The sequence below is a fragment of the Flavobacterium cupriresistens genome, assembly GCF_020911925.1.
In the GTDB taxonomy this organism is placed as follows: Bacteria; Bacteroidota; Bacteroidia; order Flavobacteriales; family Flavobacteriaceae; genus Flavobacterium; species Flavobacterium cupriresistens.
This window is the reverse complement of the sequence record NZ_CP087134.1, coordinates 2,958,656-2,976,009: the sequence shown is the minus strand read 5'-3', so window position 1 is coordinate 2,976,009 and position 17,354 is coordinate 2,958,656. Positions and strand designations below refer to the sequence as shown.

The following is a 17,354-nucleotide window of genomic DNA, read 5'->3' as shown; positions in this document are numbered from 1 at the left end:
TAATCATACTAATTAAACTGCTATTAAATTCTCACCTAAAGTTAGTTTTTATTAAGCGAACAACAAAATAAAAAACTGTTAAAATTTTAATACTTATATCTGCCTATCAGCAACTTAACTCTTGTTCTTTACATTAAAGGTTGGTGCTTCATAGTCTGTTTTTAAATAATTTTCAGGAATTGTTGTTGTGTTTCCGTCCCTTAACGCTTTATAGTGTGGAGACATGATCTCGATACCGGCAGCATTAAAAGAGTCCTGAATATTTTGATGCAACGACGAATAAATCCTCGGTTGTTTTGTAGGTTCTTTAGTATAAACATTTACCTGATAGGAAACGTAAAAATCATCCAGACTCGTTTGCAATACAAAAGGAGTCGGAGTTTGTTCTATCATGTCTGTTTTTAGTGCTGCTTCAATCAAAGCTTTATGAATATCTTTCCACGGAACATCGTATCCAATTGTCACCGTAGTGTGGATTAACAAGCCATTTGAGGCATTTTTTGTATTCGCCGAGAAGTTCGTCGATGTACTCGATAATACAGTCGCATTTGGAATCGTAATGTCTTCAAACTTCGGAGTTCTTACACGGGTTACTAAAGCTGTTTTTTCGATCACTTCCCCGCTTACATCACCAATCTTAATAAAATCACCAATCTTAAAAGGACGCATATAAGTAATAACTAATCCCGCCACCATATTGGCAATGGCGTTTGAAGAGCCCAATGAAAACAAAACCCCCACAAATACGGAAACTCCTTTGAAAATCGGAGAATCAGAACCCGGCAGATACGGGAAAATAATAACCAGCATAAAGGCCATCATTAAAAACCGAATAATATTAAAGGTTGGCATTGCCCAATCGCTGTAAAAACCATCGATTTTTATGTTCTCTTTTTTTATTTCGTCAAAAAAGAATTTGATAATTTTCAGCGCGTATTTGAATATTACAATGATCACTATAATAGCAAATAAACTTGGCAGAAAACCAACAAATCCTAAAAAAGCAAGTTTTGCCGGAGAAAGCACCCAGCGAAGCAATGTTGTGGTGTAATCTTCTGTAGCCGGAAAAATACTAAACAATAAAGGCAAAGAGAAATAAACGATCAGAATCAGCGCAATAATCTTGACGAATCCGTATAAACGCATCACGACAAATTGCTGTCTTTGCGGCGAAAGCATCGTGATATTATTATAAACAAACCCTTTAAAGTGTTTGTCGCTGTTCTTTAAAATGTAAAGTTTAACTCTATTAAAAATCTTGCCGACAAAAAACAGTATAAAACCAACAATCAGAATAAGCAGAACCGTATAACCCAATCTTTTTGGAAGCTGGGAATGATTTTCGTTCTGGCCAATAATTGCTTTCTTAATTAAGTTTAGATTCCGTTTTGCAAGATAAGCTGCGGACTGTTTTTCGGACTGGGCATCAATGTCCAAAACAGACATAATGACAAAATCACCTTTATAGACGATGTCCTGAGTAATATCCGACGGCACGACCTGAATCGAGTCTGTATCGAAAAAAGAATCTTCGTATATTTTTTTTATCTTTCCTGTAATGGTGTTTGCTCTGTCTTCTGCAGAAAACGAGCCTACTCTGTTGTAAATGTAAAAAAGTGTATCTTTAAAAGGACTTACAGGATAACCTTTTAACTTAACTGAATCTATAGCTTTTGCTGGCTCTTGCGGCTCTTTTTTCTGAGCAAAACTGACAGAAGAAGACAGTGCAATAAAGAGCACTAAAAAACAAACTAATCTTTTTTTCATAAGCTATTAGAAATAAATTAATTATCCTTTCTAACAAATATAAAAACAATTAAGTTTCCTTTTAACATTTCTTTTTATTTTCTGTAAAATCTTATTAAATGCTAATTCCGATTCTTTTTAAAAGATTCTTAATAACCTGATTGATTTCAGGTGAGATATTGAACTTATAATTGAAATAAACATAAAAAACAGTTACTATAGCGGATTTTAAGGCAATGCTAATCAATTGATAAAAAGGAAATTCCCAAAAATAAAACACTAAAAACAAAGCAGCTGTTATTAAAATAGAATGTATCGTCTGTTTTGTAAACGGATACAGATGCAGTCTCTTAACCACAAATTGCAATTTAGCTAAGCTGTATAAAGTAATAGACAATAAAGTCGCAAATGCAGAACCGAATATTCCCCAATACGGAATAAAGATCATGTTTAAAACAAAAGTCAAAAACACCAGCAGTAATCCTAAATACAGCACCATTCGGTAGTATTTGGTATTAAAAATAATGGCATTATTATTTCCTAAAATCAAATCGAAGTACTTCGACAATCCAATCATAAACACTACAGGAATTCCCCCGCTGTATTCTTTAGGAACCAATTCGTACAATTGATTGATGTTTACAAAAATGCACAGCATTACAAAACCACCGACGAACTGTAGGTTTATTGAGGTTTTTTTGTATAAAACATTCAGTTCATCATGTTTATTTTCGTGCATCAATTTTGCTGTAATTGGATATACAATCTGATGCATCGCCCGACTTGGAACCGAAATTACCAACGCAATATAGGTCGCAACAGAGTAATAGGCAATATTCTCAATTTTCATGTATTGATTCAGCATCAGTTTATCCCCGTCCAAAAGTAAATTTGCTACACTTCCTGATAGAATAATAAAGAAAGTATATTCCATTACACTTTTTACATTCGCTGGAATTGTAATCTGAAAATTGGGTCTTTTTATGTAAAAGGCATAAAACATCGTCACCAGAAAGCCAATAAAATAAATTACTGCCGTAACGTAAACAAATTGCACCAAGGTAATCCAATGAAAATACAAACCAACTAATGCAAACGAAGAAAACAATCTCAATCCTACTTCTTTAATAAAATTTCCAAAAACCGAATGCATGTGTACTCTTGCCCAGGCATAAAAAATTTCAAAATAAGCCATACAAATTCCGATAAAAGGAATCAGAAGCATAAATTCCTTTACAACAGGATTTTCTTTAGAAACAAAAGCTGTAATATCGTCAAAGAAGAGCAAACCAATAATCCCTAAAGGAATACACATTATAATAGGAAACAATGCCGTAAACGACAGAAACTGCTCTCTTTCTTTTTCTGTTTTATACTGCGAATAAAATTTAACCAATGTGTTTTGCATTCCGATTGCAAACAATGGCATGATTACATTGGCCGCGGAAAGAACATAATTGGTTAAAGCATAATAGGTAGCACCTAAAAAAACCGGATACAAATAAAGGGTATTGATAGCTCCAATTCCGAAGCCTATATAAGTAATTATGGTATTTTTGAAAGACTGATTTAAGACAATGCCCATTTGTAATTTTAGATTGTAGTGTTCTGATCGTTTATTCGCTAATCAACTGTGCTAACTGTTTGGTTAGGTTTTTTCTCGAATATTGTTGCAAACCAACGCCATTCGCTTGTAATTTCCCTTCCAAATATTGATTATAAAAGTCCAAAATTACACTTTTTAGTTTCGCTTTTTCAGAATAATCAAAAAATACACCTGTATTTGTTTCCTTTATAATATCCGCGAAATCAGAACCTTGTGGTCCAATTGCTATTATAGGTCTGTTTGACACCATATATTCAAACAATTTACCCGGAATAATACTTCTGGTATCTTCTGAATTAATTTCGATCAGCAGCAAAACCTGTGATTTTTTCTGATGCGCAATAGCTTCATGATGCGAAACATAACCCAATAGGTTTAAATATCCCTCCAGATTAAACTCCTTGATAGCATCTAATACTTCCTGACTTACGGCACCAATTAATTTTATTTCTAAATGCGTCTTAAAATCCGGAACTTCCTGAAGCAATTCGATCAGACTTTCCCATAAAAAACGAGGGTTGCGATCTGAAAGAAAGGATCCGATATGAGCCAGAGTAAACTTGGTATCCAACGTTTGTTTTTCAACATTTTCAATATCATAACCGTTTGTAATTACCGAAATTGGTTTACTGGTGATCGCCTGAAACTCCGTTTTCGTCGTTTTACTGGTTACAATAATCGTATCTGCCGAATTAAGTACTTTATGCTCTAATTTTTTATGTTTTTTCGCAGCGTAAGCAGATAAACGCAATGCTTTATGATAGCCAATTGTAGTCCACGGATCGCGGAAATCAGCAAACCATTTTACATTTAGTTTTTCTTTTAATTCTAATCCGATTAAATGCAAACTGTGCGGTGGACCCGAAGTTACAATCGTATCTATATTGTTTTCTTTGATGTATTTTTCAAGATAAGAAACAGAAGGTTTTACCCATAAAACACGGGCATCCGGAATAAAAAGATTCCCTCTGACCCAAAGAAAAAGTTTATCCAGAAACGTTTGCTTTTTCTTTTGTGGAAAGATTCCCGAACTGATTTTCTTTGTTTTATTTTTAGAAAAAAGAGCCGCCAGTTGGTAAGGCTCCATAATTTTATTTTTAAGAACAATTACCTGATCCGACACTTCGTTAACCAAAGCTTCATCAACGATTGGATAGGTTGGATTTTCAGGAACATAAACGATAGGCTGAACATTAAAGTCAGGTAAGTACTTTACAAATTTCAACCAACGTTGTACACCAGGCCCTCCGGCAGGTGGGAAATAATAGGTAATGATTAAGAGCTTTTTTTGTTCCAAGAAAAATTGGTTTAAAGTTTTAAAAATGCAAATTTAAAAGTTATTAGAATCATTTATGCCTTTTTAAAATCAATTTCTTATATAAATTAAATAAAAAATAAAATAACAGAATACCGTTTAAGATAAGCCAGAAATTACTAAAGACATAAACTACTTTATATTTCATTTCCATGCTTGAAAAACTAAAATACTCTCCTTGACTTTCATCATAAAAATCATCGTATCCCATCATAAAAAGACCACAGAAAATATAAACTGAAAGATCTAAAATCAGCAGACCAATAATTGAAAAAACGTTCAAAAATAACTTACTCAAAATCACCCATTTCTAATTAAACTAGCTTTTATATATCTTTAAAAGTGTACTTTTTTACCCTTCTCAACATATAACACAACTCTATCAGAGCCATTAATTTTTCAAATCTTTCCAAATAAGAAAGCGCTTTTTAGATTCTGCTTTCCATTTATTTTTTATTCAATTTATTCAATTCTTCAATATCCAGCTGATCTTTTAATCTATTAGTCGCTTTTTTTGCAATCATTAAATTATCATAATCAATAAAATAGACAGGTGTTTTTTGTAAATAAACAATAGTAGCTTTTCGATGTAATTCATCAAATTTCACATTCTCTAGACCTTTAATCGAAGTCATTACATCTAATCTCAAATCATAAGATATAGTAAAATCAGTATATCCTGCTACAAATTGCATTGTTTCAATTTGTGGAAAATCACCTAATCCTATTTTTTTAAAAGCGGCACGAAGGTTTAATCTATTTTCAACAGAATCCTCAATCAATATATCAATATCTCCTGTATTTCTTACATAACCATAGATATTAACAGCCAAACCTCCAATAGTAATGTAACGAACATTCTCTTCATTAAAAATTCTCCAAATATTTAGAATTTCCAGAAGCATTATTTACTCTGAATAATTTTAGGAGAATGTTTTAAGGCATATGAAAGTTCCACTAAAGCCATAAAACGCTCTATCCTTTCAACGTATAACTGCTGCAATTCCGAATTAACGGAAGTATCATTCACTTGAGGTTTCTGATTTTTTTTTACAGTAGTAGTTTTCATGAAAATTTACTCTTTATGTAAAATTACTCTTTTCCTTTCAAAATAAATCCCACCAATCAACAATAATAACATTCCGATTGAACTTATCAAGGTAATCGTACTTCCGGTTTTTACAACCTGAGGTTCAAATTTAAACTCAATAGTGTGTTGACCACCCGGAATCTCCATCGCTCTTAAGACATAATCTACAGGGAAATGATCTGTCAATTGTCCATCGATATAGGCATTCCAACCATTTTTATAATACATTTCAGAAAAAACCGCTAAACCGTCTTTCTTATTATCCGATTGGTATTTAATATAATTTGGTTTGTATACTACCGTTTTGATCGTTCCGGTTGTATCCCATTGCTTTTTTAAACGTGCATTTCTGAATTTACCTTCGTGTTCACGGACATTAAAAACAGCGACCCTTTTAGTATCGATATTGTCTAATGCTTTCATCACATCATCCGGTTTGTTTACCAGTCTAACCGAACTTACAAACCAGGCATTACCATTGGTATTCGGGTTTACGGTCGGGAATTCTTTCCCTTCTTTATCCGTCTGGATAATATATTTTACATTCAACATGTCCAGCACTTCCATATTGTTTTTTGCAATTTGGTAATCAAACAACTGTTGAATTCTTCTTGGTTTTGCTGCGTGGTATCCTCCCAATGAATGATGAAAATAAGAAGCACGTGCACTCGACATATTTCCGTTTACTTCAAAAACTCTGTAATGTGTGGTATCTTTTAAAATCTGAGCATCGGATGGCGTTTCCTGAAATGGAGCTGCAATTTGCACCGGACTAACGAAATCTTTGGCTGAAACATATTTTTTATCTACAAAAAACAAATCAAAAATCATTAAAACACCAACAATGACCAAAGTTGTATTTTGCGAAAATTTGTTTTTAATGAACAACCACAGAATTCCAAAAGTCACTACAATAAAAAAGCCTGATCGCAATAAATCTGCCGAATACAAACTCATTCTGTCTTCTTTTAATGCGTCAACAAAATCAGGTCCGTAGCTTTCTAAGTAATAACTATCGCTGCTTCCTGAAAAATGGAACATGCTTTTGGTAAATACTAAAATCAACAAAATTCCAAGACCAAAAACTCCGGTTTGCACCAATGCTTTCTGTTGTAATTTTGGTTCTTCTTTCGCTTTAAAAAACGATTGTAATCCCATAACAGCCAAAACAGGGAAACACAATTCAAGTATCACCTGAATAGAAGAAACGGCTCTGAATTTATCGTACATTGGTACGTAATCGATAAAAAAGTCTGTTAAAAGAGAGAAGTTTTTCCCCCATGAAAGTATAAGTGAGACTAATGCTCCAGAAAGAAAAACGTATTTTATTTTTCTATCATCAATAAACAATGCCAAAACGGCTAAAAAGAAAACTACAACCCCAATATAAGCCGGAGCTGCAACAATAGGTTGGTCTCCCCAATAAGTAGGCATCCCGGATACAAAATCTTGTGCTTGTTCTGACGGAACTCCTTTTTCGATCATGAAAGAATACATACGACTGTCTGTCCCTACATTTTCATGATTTGAACCTCCAAAAAGTCTTGGCGCAATTAGATTCAAACTCTCTGCAATTCCATAACTGTATTCTGTGATATATTCACGGCTTAGCGCATTCTCGTTAGTCTTTTTTGTTCCGTCCGGATTAAAAGTCAATTCGCTATTGCTTCGTGTACTAAATTTAGCATATTCGCTAGTCGCCAATAAATTAGTTGCATTGGCTCCAATAGCCAAAATTCCTGCAGCTACCAAAACACCAAACGAAATTAAAAGCGGCTTGTATTCTTTATCTTTAATGAAATTGAACGCATAATAACCCGAAAGTATCAGCAGAAAAATCAATAAATAATAGGTCATCTGGAAGTGGTTGGCATTAACCTCTAAAGCCACCGCAAACATGGTGAGCAAACCTCCCCAAATGTATTTTTTCTGAAAAACCAGTATAAATCCGGCAATAACCAATGGCATATAAGCAATCGCATGTGCTTTTGCATTGTGCCCTACTCCCAAGATAATAATTAAGTAGGTTGAAAAACCAAATGCCAATGCGCCAATAAAAGCTTTTAAAGGATCTGTTTTTAAAACCAACAATAAACCGTAGAAACCTAAAAAGTATAAAAATAAGTAATCAGCCGGACGAGGTAAAAAACGCAATGCATCGTCTAATTTCCCAACATAATCGTTAGGGTAATTGGCACCAAGTTGGTACGTCGGCATCCCTCCAAAAGCAGAATTTGTCCAATAAGGCTCGGCATGTTCTGTAGCTCTAAAATCATTTTGCTCCTTTGCCATTCCGGTATACTGAGCAATATCAGACTGGAAAATTTGTTTTCCCTGTAAAACCGGGTAAAAATAAATTAGGGAAACGAGAATAAAGCCCAAAACTACTAGGGCGTGCGGATAGAACTTATTTACTATTTTCAATTTAGGCAAGTTTGGTTAAATGATGAATCCTGTTTTTTCAGGACACAAACTTAATCTATTTCTTCGTAATCAACATAATCTCCCACTTTTTTGGTTTCACGGGGATTTTTCGCATTCGCAGTATCGATAATTATCTCATCTTTATTGCGTTGCGTATTTTGCCATGAGTTACCTTGGCTATATTGTTGTTGTCTCTGAAAATTCTCTCCTGCTTTTTCTACAGCCTTTTTAACCAACACAGGCAAAAAGATTCTAGCTAAAAATTTAAAAATATAATAAAAAGCCAAGATGTAAAAAATAGCTTTTATTAAACCTGAAAAAGATGCTTCTTGCATAATTGTATATTTTTTTTTCAAAATTAAGAAATCTGTTGTTTAAAATTAAAATATCAATCTTAAATAAATAATAAAATATGTACATTTGAAATGCGTTATTACTTTTTAATCAAAAATTACGTTTATGTTAAAAGTTAAAAACTTATTTATTGCTACTCTCTTTTTTACACCACAATTCTTTTTCGCACAATACACTGATATCATTAATTCTAACCGTCCGGGGGAGACAATGTCTGCCTTTGCTGTTGGAAAAACTGTTATTCAGGCCGAAATTGGCATCTATGGAATAAAGGAAAAACATGATTTATTAAATTATGATGCGAATGGTTTTGGTACCGATTTAACATTCCGTTATGGTGCATTTTTAGAAAAACTTGAATTTGTACTTGATTTGCAATATCAAATGGAAGCTTTTAATACACCCTACAACAATTCTAAGAGAAATAATTTCAGACAAACCGTTTTGGGAGCGAAATATTTAATTTACGATCCTTTTAAAAACTACGAAAAAACCAAAAACATATACAGTTACAAAGCCAATCATAGTTTTGACTGGCATCAGTTAATACCTGCTGTATCACTTTTTGCGGGAGCCAATTTTGTTGGCGCAGACAATCCGTACTCTTTTTCTCCGAAGTCCAGTATTTCGCCAAAAGTAGTATTGATTACACAAAATCAGTTTGGTGGCGGGAAATGGGTATTTGTAACTAATATTATTGCCGATTATATCACAACAGATTACCCAAGTTATGGTTATGTATTAACTTTAACGCACGGTTTCAACAACAAATGGTCTGGTTTTGTTGAAAATCAGGGTTATAAAAGTGATTTTTACAGCGATGCCATCGTGCGCGGTGGAGCAGCCTATCTGATTAACCCAAACTTACAGGTTGATGCTTCTGTAAGCACCAATTTTAAAAACACACCGTCTATATTGTACGGAGGAGTTGGAGTTTCATGGCGTTATGATGGAAAATACAAAGAGAAACAAATAGAATCCAAGAGACAGTCCCGAAAAGACAAAAACAATCCTAAAGATGCTAAATCTAAGAAAGAAACAGATTATCAGGCACAAGAGAGAAAACGTAAATCTAAATACGAATAAAAATTTAATAACCTAAATCTCAAAACAAAGAGATATTTCACAATACGATCTTAATGATTACAATTAAAGAAGCCAAAAGCAAAAAAGAATTAACAGATTATATCAAATTCCCGTTTTCATTATACAAAGACAACCCGTATTGGGTTCCGCCTATAATTGCTGACGAACTGGAGTCTTTTGATAAAACCAAAAACCCTGCTTTTGAGAACGCCGAAGCTTATTTTTATCTGGCTTACAAAAATGATGAAATTGTTGGTAGAATAACGGCCATTATCAACTGGTCGGAAGTAAACAATCAGCACAAAAAGAAAGTTCGTTTTGGCTGGTTTGATGTTATTGATGATATTGAAGTGACCAAAGCCTTATTAGAAAAAGTATACGAATTAGGAAAACAAAACAATCTGGAACATGTTGAAGGTCCAATGGGCTTCTCTAATTTGGACAAAGTTGGAGTACTTACAGAAGGATACGATCAGATGGGGACTATGATTACCTGGTACAACAATCCTTATTATGTAACCCATTTTGAACAATTAGGTTTTCAGGTCGAGAAAGAATATCTCGAAAGCATCTTCCCATTTTCTAACGTAAAACCTGAATTTTTCCTGAAAGCACAGGAATTAATCAAAAAAAGATACGGTTTAAGATCGCTTACTTTTACCAAAACAAAAGACATTATGCCACATGTGGATAAAATGTTTGATTTGTTTAATGATTCTTATGCAAACCTGGCTTCATTTGTTGCCATTTCTGATGTGCAGAAAGAATATTTCAAAAAGAAATACATCAGTTTTATCAATCCGGAATACATCAAATTTGTTGTGGACAAGGACGATAAATTAGTAGCTTTTAGTATTGTAATGCCTAGTTTTTCTGAAGCTTTACAAAAAGCAAAAGGAAAACTTTTCCCATTTGGTTTTTACCATCTATTAAAAGCCAGAAAACACAGTAAAGATGTTGTTTTCTATTTAATAGGCGTACATCCCGACTATCAAAACAAAGGAGTTACAGCGATTATCTTTGATGAGTATTTTAAAACTTTTTCTGAAAAAGGAATCGTAAACTGCATTAGAACTCCGGAATTAGCCGAAAATACGGCCATTCATTTACTTTGGAAAAATTTCGATCCAAAAGTACACTGTCGAAGAAAAACGTATAAAAAGGATCTTTAAAATAAACTAAACCCGACAGGTTTGAAACCTGTCGGGTTTGATTTTATTATTTTATTCGACCTTACAATCGACCTTCGTCAACGCATTTTTCTGATCAAACTTCAGTTTTGTTTTATCCTTAAAGGTTGCTTTATCATTTACCTCGACAATATCTCCATATCCTTCAATAAATGCACCGTCTTTTTGAAGAAAAACAACTTCTCTGACAGACGAAAGTCCTTCCGACATAAAGGTATAATCTGCAATCAGCGTATCTCCCTTCATATTTCCGATAATCGTTCCGTCATTCTTATCCTTTCCCGATAAAGCATAACTCAATTTCCCGTTAACTTCCTGATGTGAATTTACATTAAAACTAAGTTGCACAATACTATTATTAGCAATAGAAGCATAACATTGATCTCCGGAAGGCTCTACAATCTCTGCCTCTTTTGGCGGATTTGGCGCAATCTCTACCGGTTCAGGTGCTTTTTTACAGGATGTTAAAACAGCCAAAGTGACTATCGTTAGTGCGAGTATTTTTTTCATAATAATAATTTTTATGTTTTACTATTATAAATTTAGCTGAAATAAAAAAAATCCATTCTTATGCAGAATGGATTTTTTTACATAATTCCCACTATTGGAGGAATCTATCATTTTCAGCAATTAAGCATCTAAATCAACCTTTGTTTTACTTGCTATTTCTTTGTAGGTACCGTTTTCTAATTTCTCACGAATTGCTTCAAAAGCAACTAACGTTTCATCAATATCAGCTAAAGTATGTGAAGTTGTTGGAATCATTCTCAATAAAATAATCCCTTTTGGAATTACCGGATAGATTACAATAGACAAGAAAATACCGTAGTTTTCTCTTAAATCATTCACCATAACCATTGCTTCAGGAACACTTCCTTCTAAATAAACCGGTGTTACACAAGTATTAGTATCTCCAATATTGAAATTTTTTGAACGTAATCCGTTTTGTAATGCATTTACGTTTTCCCAAAGTTTATCTTTCAATTCCGGGTGGTTACGCAACAATTCCAAACGTTTCAAAGATCCAATAGTTTGAATCATTGGTAACGCCTTAGCGAACATTTGAGAACGCAAATTGTATTTTAAATAATCGATAATATCTTTATCTGCAGCTAAAAAAGCTCCAATATTAGCCATTGACTTTGCAAAAGTAGAAAAGTAAACATCGATACCGTCCTGAACTCCTTGCTCCTCACCTGCTCCGGCTCCTGTTTTACCAAGAGTTCCAAAACCGTGTGCATCATCTACTAATAATCTGAAATTGTATTGCTCTTTAAGCGCAACAATTTCTTTCAATTTCCCTTGTTGACCACGCATTCCAAAAACACCTTCTGTAATAAGTAAGATTCCACCACCAGTCTCCAATGCCATTTTAGTAGCACGCTGCAGGTTTTTCTCTATACTTTCAAGATCATTGTGCTTGTAAGTAAAACGTTTCCCCATATGCAAACGAACTCCGTCAATGATACAAGCATGAGAATCTACATCATACACAATAATATCATTTTTAGTAACCAAAGCATCAATAGTAGATACCATTCCCTGGTAACCAAAGTTCAACAAATAAGCCGATTCTTTCATTACGAAAGCAGCCAATTCATTCTCTAATTGTTCGTGGTATTTAGTGTGACCAGACATCATACGTGCTCCCATAGGATAAGCAGCACCATATTCTGCAGCAGCATCAATATCTGCCTGACGTACTTCAGGATGATTTGCCAAACCTAAATAGTCGTTTATACTCCAGTTCAAAATATTTTTCCCACCAAATTGCATTCTTGGACCAAGTTCTCCTTCTAATTTAGGGAATACAAAATACCCTTCAGCTTGTGAAGCCCATTTTCCTAACGGCCCTTTATTGTTTTGAATTCTTTCGAATAAATCTTTTACCATAATATAATGAAGTAATATTTTTAATTTTAAACGCGAGCAAAAATAAATATTTATTCTATGTTATCATAATAATTTAAAAATGAATCGGATTCAAGGCAATACTTTAATATACTTTAAGAGTAAAAACCTTTTTATTTGTAGTGTTTTTCTTTTAAAAAAATACAACCAACACTAAAAACCGTAATTTATACCTGTTATAAATTCCGCTTAAACGAACGAAATTGTTTTATTTTTTATTAATTTTAAAAGCATTTTACAAAATGAACATTATAAATTCTAATATCTAAATAATGGCTTTAAGCACCTCAAAAGATTTAAAACTAGCCGTTCTTATTGATGCCGACAACGTTCCTTATAGTAATGTAAAGGGTATGATGGAAGAGATAACAAAATTTGGAACACCAACCACAAAACGTATTTATGCCGACTGGACCAAACCAAACGCTAACGGATGGAAAGGGGTTTTACTCGAGCATGCCATCACTCCTATACAACAATACAGTTATACGGTCGGTAAAAACTCCTCCGATTCAGCACTTATAATCGATGCCATGGACTTGCTTTACTCCGGTAAATTGGATGGTTTTTGCATTGTTTCCAGCGATAGCGATTTCACACGTTTAGCAATTCGTCTACGGGAATCCGGCATGAAAGTGATTGGTATTGGGGAAAAGAAAACACCAAACTCTTTTATTGTCGCCTGTGACCGATTTATTTATATTGAAGTTTTAGACGGTGCCATTCAGAAAAAGAAAACAAAAACCGCCGTAGCCGATATTAAAAAACCCGTCGAAAAACCCGCCGAAAAAGCCCTTCACAAAATCGACAAACAAACTATCGAACTTATCGAAGCCACAATTGAAGACATCGAAGACGATGACGGCTGGGCATTCCTTGGTGATGTCGGAAATCTGATTGTAAAGAAAAAACCCGAATTTGACCCTAGAAACTACGGTTTCTCAAAACTTACGCCCATGTTGAAATCCTTAACTGATATTCTTGAAATTGACGAAAGAGAATCAGACAAAAAAGGCATTAAACACGTATACGTTCGTTTACGCTTCAACTAATTACCAAACTATTCCATTTTAATTTCAAAAAAACATGAGAAAAAAATTCTTTATTTACGGATTCTTATTGTTTCTAATTGTTGCTGCCGTCTATTATTATACAGATCGTGGTTTTTTACTCGTTATCATTCTGCCGATTCTATTGGTTGTCGGAATCTATAACGCTGTTCAAACCAAACATGCCATTCTGAGAAACTTTCCGGTTTTAGGCTATTTCAGGTATTTATTTGAAATGATCGCTCCGGAAATTCAACAATATTTTATCGAAAGATCTACAGACGGAAAACCTTTTTCCAGAAATCAGCGCTCCTTAGTCTATCAAAGAGCCAAAAATATTGATTCAAACACCCCTTTCGGAACACAACTCAATTTAAACCAGGACAGCTACGAAGGAATCAAACATTCTATTTTCCCCGCAAAAGTAAATGACGAACTACCACGTGTATTAGTTGGAGGAAAAGACTGCAAACAACCTTATTCTGCCTCTCTCTTTAATGTTTCGGCCATGAGTTTTGGCTCCCTAAGCGAAAATGCTGTTCGTGCATTAAACATTGGCGCACAAAAAGGAAAATTTTATCAAAATACCGGTGAAGGAGGATTAACAGAATTTCACCTTGCCGGAGGCGGAGATATTACCTGGCAAATTGGAACCGGTTATTTTGGCTGTCGTGACGCTGAAGGAAATTTTAGTTCGGAAAACTTTAAAGAAAAAGCCAATCATCCAAATGTAAAAATGATTGAGATTAAACTTTCGCAGGGTGCAAAACCAGGTCATGGTGGTGTTCTTCCGGCAGCAAAAAACACCGTTCAAATTGCAAAAATAAGAGGAGTTATTCCACATACGCTGATCCTCTCCCCTCCTAGCCACAGTGCTTTTTCTGATGCAAAAGGCTTAGTTCATTTTATAGCACACTTACGTGAATTGTCGAACGGAAAACCAATCGGTTTTAAATTATGTATCGGAAACACTGCCGAATTCGAAGCCATTTGTCACGAAATGATCGCAGAAAACATCTTCCCTGATTTCATTACAGTAGATGGCGCAGAAGGTGGTACCGGAGCAGCACCTCTGGAGTTTTCTGATGGTGTCGGAATGCCTTTTGAACCTGCTTTGATCTTTGTAAACAAAACATTGGTAGGTTTAAATATTCGTGACAAAATACGCATTATTGGCAGCGGAAAAATTATTTCGGGTTACTCTATTCTACATGCCGTTGCTTTGGGCGCCGACATGTGTAATAGCGCCCGTGGATTTATGTTTTCTCTAGGTTGCATCCAGGCATTACGTTGTCACAATAACGAATGTCCTACCGGAGTAGCAACTCAAAACAAAATGCTCATGAAAGGTTTGGTAGTAACTGATAAATCTGATCGTGTCTATCATTTTCACAAAAACACTTTACATGCCGCAAATGAACTTCTTGCCGCAGCCGGCAAAAAAAGCTTCGCCGATGTAGACATTAATATATTCATGCGTGGTGATGAATTCAGCAATTTATCAGACAGTTATTTCCCTGATAACCTAACGAATGTCACCAAACATTAAAACAACAAAAGCTACTTTGCGGTTATATTCAACCGAAAAGTAGCTTTTATTTTTAGTTTGCGGTCGCAGTTTTCAGTCGCAGTTTACAGTCTCAGTTTACAGTCTCAGTCCCAACCTGAAACCTGAAACTTGAAACTTGAAACCTAAAAACAGTCTCAGTTCACAGTCTCAGTCCCAACCTGAAACTTGAAACTTGAAACCTAAAAACAGTCTCAGTTTACAGTCTCAATCTCAACTTGAAACCTGAAACCTGAAACCTTAAACAGTCTCAGTTTACAGTCCCAATCCCAACCTGAAACTAAAAAAAACTTCTCACCCCTCTAGATCACTTTGCTAAAACTATTTTTTCAACAAAACAACAACAGCTTCCTTATCCAGAATTTCTTTTACCAGAACCGTATTATCATTGGCTAAAAAATAAACATCAAATCGCACTCCTTCTTCGATTAGCTCTTTGGGAATTTGATTTTTATGGATCATTTCTTTTAATAATTCAGGAAATGATGCATTGGCAGCTACTTTATTAGGTTCGTTTTGTTCTAAATTGGTTTCAAATCGCAGTTCAATCTTATCGTCGTTTATATATCCTCTTGCGGTAGTTAATGTTACGTTTTCTGCTTTAAAGCTTTTAGCCGTATTGTTATATTCAACCACATACTCCTGAAGTTTTTGTTTAGTGTTTTTACAACTTACCAATAGTACCATGATACTAACTGCAAACAAAATCCGACTTATTTTCTTCCTCATAATTTTTAGAATTTTTACATTAATCGCTTTACTCTTAAAAGTGTCTCAAGATAATAATAATCCGTCTAATATATAAAGACAAAAAAGAAACCTAATCTGTTGCCTTTTTTTTAGACACGCTAAAATCACACTACTTTACGCCCCTTTTTATATCTTTGTTTAACTAAAAGACTACCAAGACCTAAATTAATACAGAAATTGAAAAAATCAAGAATCTACTATACTCTCGTATTTCTTTTGGTAATCTGTCTTGGAATACTCTCCAGAAAAATTACACTAATTCCGCTATGTTTTGGAGATGTATTATACGCCATAATGATGTATACTTTAGTTAGAATTGTATTCATTAATAAAAAAGCATACTTTATTATACTAATTTCTTTATTGATTTGTTATAGTATTGAAATTTTTCAACTCTGTCAGCAAGAATGGATTATCGCTCTGAGAAAAACGCTCTTCGGAAGGTATGTTTTAGGACAGGGATTTTTATGGAGTGATCTCCTAGCTTATACTTTTGGAATTGCAATTGCCTATACAATAGAAAAACTTACCTTAAACTATACTACTTATGAATCTCGTTTTCGCTTCAAACAACAAAAATAAAATTAAAGAAATACAAAGCATCCTTCCGGATTCTATCAAAATATTAAGTCTTGAAGAAATTGGCTGCCACGAAGACATTGCCGAAACTGCCGATACCATAGAAGGAAATGCAATTTTAAAAGCCGATTATGTATCTAAAAACTATGGCTACGATTGTTTTGCAGATGATACAGGTCTTGAAGTTACTGCTTTGAATGGCGTTCCAGGTGTATATTCTGCCCGTTATGCAGGCGAACATCGTGATGCAAATGATAATATGGACAAACTTTTAGATGCGCTATCGGATCAATCAGATCGCAGCGCCCAGTTCAAGACCGTTATAACATTAAACTTAAAAGGAGAACAACATCTTTTTACGGGAATCGTAAAAGGAACCATCACACTTACCAAAGCAGGAGATGAGGGTTTTGGGTACGATCCGATTTTTCAGCCCGAAAACTATACGGAAACTTTTGCGCAACTGCCTTTAGAGATCAAAAATAAAATCGGTCATCGCGGAAAAGCAACACAGCAACTAATTGATTTTCTGAATTCAGCAAAATAATCGTTTAAAATACAACATTTTAAACTCAAAAAATTATATTTCACGACGTATTTTTTTTCTTTTTTAACGATTTCTTACTCAAAATGATTTTACAATATTTATAACTTTTTGATAATCAAATCATAACAAATCCATAATTC

General features: G+C 34.2%; 16 protein-coding genes. 6 read left to right on the top strand and 10 right to left on the bottom strand.

Annotation, left to right across the window (positions count from 1 at the left end; genetic code table 11):
* Positions 1-114 precede the first annotated feature (114 nt).
* The 7 genes from LNP23_RS12700 to LNP23_RS12670 form a co-directional block, all read right to left on the bottom strand.
* On the bottom strand, positions 115-1,767 hold the full coding sequence (locus LNP23_RS12700) for a mechanosensitive ion channel family protein (RefSeq protein WP_230001407.1): 1,653 nt from the start codon (positions 1,765-1,767) through the stop codon (positions 115-117).
* 94 nt (positions 1,768-1,861) lie between these two features.
* The gene (locus LNP23_RS12695; protein ID WP_230001405.1) at positions 1,862-3,331 is read right to left on the bottom strand and encodes an oligosaccharide flippase family protein; all 1,470 of its coding nucleotides are present in this window, start codon (positions 3,329-3,331) and stop codon (positions 1,862-1,864) included.
* A gap of 31 nt (positions 3,332-3,362) precedes the next feature.
* Positions 3,363-4,649 (bottom strand): glycosyltransferase family 4 protein, encoded by a 1,287-nt coding sequence (locus LNP23_RS12690; RefSeq protein WP_230001403.1) that lies wholly within the window; start codon positions 4,647-4,649, stop codon positions 3,363-3,365.
* Positions 4,650-5,113: 464 nt separating this feature from the next.
* Positions 5,114-5,572, bottom strand: coding sequence for a hypothetical protein (locus tag LNP23_RS12685; RefSeq protein WP_230001401.1), 459 nt, complete (start codon positions 5,570-5,572; stop codon positions 5,114-5,116).
* Positions 5,572-5,736 carry a hypothetical protein gene (locus LNP23_RS12680; protein WP_230001399.1) on the bottom strand — a complete coding sequence of 55 codons (165 nt, stop codon included), beginning with the start codon at positions 5,734-5,736 and terminating at the stop codon, positions 5,572-5,574. Before LNP23_RS12680 ends, LNP23_RS12685 begins: the two co-directional genes overlap by 1 nt.
* 6 nt (positions 5,737-5,742) lie before the next feature.
* Complete coding sequence (locus tag LNP23_RS12675) at positions 5,743-8,181, bottom strand: YfhO family protein (protein WP_230001397.1); 2,439 nt, start codon at positions 8,179-8,181, stop codon at positions 5,743-5,745.
* A gap of 50 nt (positions 8,182-8,231) precedes the next feature.
* Entirely contained in the window at positions 8,232-8,516 is a 285-nt protein-coding gene (locus LNP23_RS12670) for a DUF4834 family protein (protein WP_047778782.1), read from the bottom strand.
* Between the two features lie 124 nt (positions 8,517-8,640).
* On the opposite strand from LNP23_RS12670, the gene LNP23_RS12665 reads away from it, so the two are divergent.
* Both LNP23_RS12665 and LNP23_RS12660 read left to right on the top strand, forming a co-directional pair.
* Positions 8,641-9,621 carry a transporter gene (locus LNP23_RS12665; RefSeq protein WP_230001395.1) on the top strand — a complete coding sequence of 327 codons (981 nt, stop codon included), beginning with the start codon at positions 8,641-8,643 and terminating at the stop codon, positions 9,619-9,621.
* A gap of 53 nt (positions 9,622-9,674) precedes the next feature.
* The gene (locus LNP23_RS12660; RefSeq protein WP_230001393.1) at positions 9,675-10,793 is read left to right on the top strand and encodes a GTP cyclohydrolase; all 1,119 of its coding nucleotides are present in this window, start codon (positions 9,675-9,677) and stop codon (positions 10,791-10,793) included.
* Between the two features lie 51 nt (positions 10,794-10,844).
* On the opposite strand, the gene LNP23_RS12655 is transcribed toward LNP23_RS12660, so the two are convergent.
* Positions 10,845-11,321, bottom strand: coding sequence for a hypothetical protein (locus LNP23_RS12655; protein WP_047778785.1), 477 nt, complete (start codon positions 11,319-11,321; stop codon positions 10,845-10,847).
* Positions 11,322-11,441: 120 nt separating this feature from the next.
* Positions 11,442-12,704, bottom strand: a complete 1,263-nt coding sequence (capB, locus tag LNP23_RS12650) for a cysteate-C-fatty acyltransferase (protein ID WP_047778786.1) — start codon at positions 12,702-12,704, stop codon at positions 11,442-11,444.
* A gap of 290 nt (positions 12,705-12,994) precedes the next feature.
* Here capB and LNP23_RS12645 point away from each other — a divergent pair, with 290 nt between their 5' ends.
* The gene (locus LNP23_RS12645; RefSeq protein ID WP_047778787.1) at positions 12,995-13,774 is read left to right on the top strand and encodes an NYN domain-containing protein; all 780 of its coding nucleotides are present in this window, start codon (positions 12,995-12,997) and stop codon (positions 13,772-13,774) included.
* Positions 13,775-13,808: 34 nt separating this feature from the next.
* Positions 13,809-15,320 carry an FMN-binding glutamate synthase family protein gene (locus LNP23_RS12640; protein WP_230001391.1) on the top strand — a complete coding sequence of 504 codons (1,512 nt, stop codon included), beginning with the start codon at positions 13,809-13,811 and terminating at the stop codon, positions 15,318-15,320.
* Between the two features lie 339 nt (positions 15,321-15,659).
* Here LNP23_RS12640 and LNP23_RS12635 read toward each other — a convergent pair whose 3' ends face one another.
* Positions 15,660-16,067, bottom strand: a complete 408-nt coding sequence (locus LNP23_RS12635; RefSeq protein ID WP_230001389.1) for a hypothetical protein — start codon at positions 16,065-16,067, stop codon at positions 15,660-15,662.
* Between the two features lie 198 nt (positions 16,068-16,265).
* Between LNP23_RS12635 and LNP23_RS12630 the strand changes: the two genes are divergently transcribed.
* Both LNP23_RS12630 and LNP23_RS12625 read left to right on the top strand, forming a co-directional pair.
* Positions 16,266-16,670: a ribosomal maturation YjgA family protein gene (locus LNP23_RS12630; RefSeq protein ID WP_230001387.1), complete on the top strand. Its 405-nt coding sequence runs from the start codon at positions 16,266-16,268 to the stop codon at positions 16,668-16,670.
* Complete coding sequence (locus tag LNP23_RS12625; protein ID WP_230001386.1) at positions 16,636-17,214, top strand: non-canonical purine NTP diphosphatase; 579 nt, start codon at positions 16,636-16,638, stop codon at positions 17,212-17,214. The genes LNP23_RS12630 and LNP23_RS12625 overlap by 35 nt, the downstream gene beginning before the upstream one ends.
* Positions 17,215-17,354 lie beyond the last annotated feature (140 nt).

Bases quoted from the DNA above. Each gene is read 5' to 3' on its own strand.
- LNP23_RS12655 (WP_047778785.1), bottom strand. From the start codon at position 11,321: ATGAAAAAAATACTCGCACTAACGATAGTCACTTTGGCTGTTTTAACA.
- LNP23_RS12645 (WP_047778787.1), top strand. From the start codon at position 12,995: ATGGCTTTAAGCACCTCAAAAGATTTAAAACTAGCCGTTCTTATTGAT.
- LNP23_RS12625 (WP_230001386.1), top strand. From the start codon at position 16,636: ATGAATCTCGTTTTCGCTTCAAACAACAAAAATAAAATTAAAGAAATA.
- LNP23_RS12680 (WP_230001399.1), bottom strand. From the start codon at position 5,736: ATGAAAACTACTACTGTAAAAAAAAATCAGAAACCTCAAGTGAATGAT.
- LNP23_RS12640 (WP_230001391.1), top strand. From the start codon at position 13,809: ATGAGAAAAAAATTCTTTATTTACGGATTCTTATTGTTTCTAATTGTT.
- LNP23_RS12695 (WP_230001405.1), bottom strand. From the start codon at position 3,331: ATGGGCATTGTCTTAAATCAGTCTTTCAAAAATACCATAATTACTTAT.
- LNP23_RS12635 (WP_230001389.1), bottom strand. From the start codon at position 16,067: ATGAGGAAGAAAATAAGTCGGATTTTGTTTGCAGTTAGTATCATGGTA.
- LNP23_RS12685 (WP_230001401.1), bottom strand. From the start codon at position 5,572: ATGCTTCTGGAAATTCTAAATATTTGGAGAATTTTTAATGAAGAGAAT.
- capB (WP_047778786.1), bottom strand. From the start codon at position 12,704: ATGGTAAAAGATTTATTCGAAAGAATTCAAAACAATAAAGGGCCGTTA.
- LNP23_RS12665 (WP_230001395.1), top strand. From the start codon at position 8,641: ATGTTAAAAGTTAAAAACTTATTTATTGCTACTCTCTTTTTTACACCA.
- LNP23_RS12700 (WP_230001407.1), bottom strand. From the start codon at position 1,767: ATGAAAAAAAGATTAGTTTGTTTTTTAGTGCTCTTTATTGCACTGTCT.
- LNP23_RS12660 (WP_230001393.1), top strand. From the start codon at position 9,675: ATGATTACAATTAAAGAAGCCAAAAGCAAAAAAGAATTAACAGATTAT.
- LNP23_RS12670 (WP_047778782.1), bottom strand. From the start codon at position 8,516: ATGCAAGAAGCATCTTTTTCAGGTTTAATAAAAGCTATTTTTTACATC.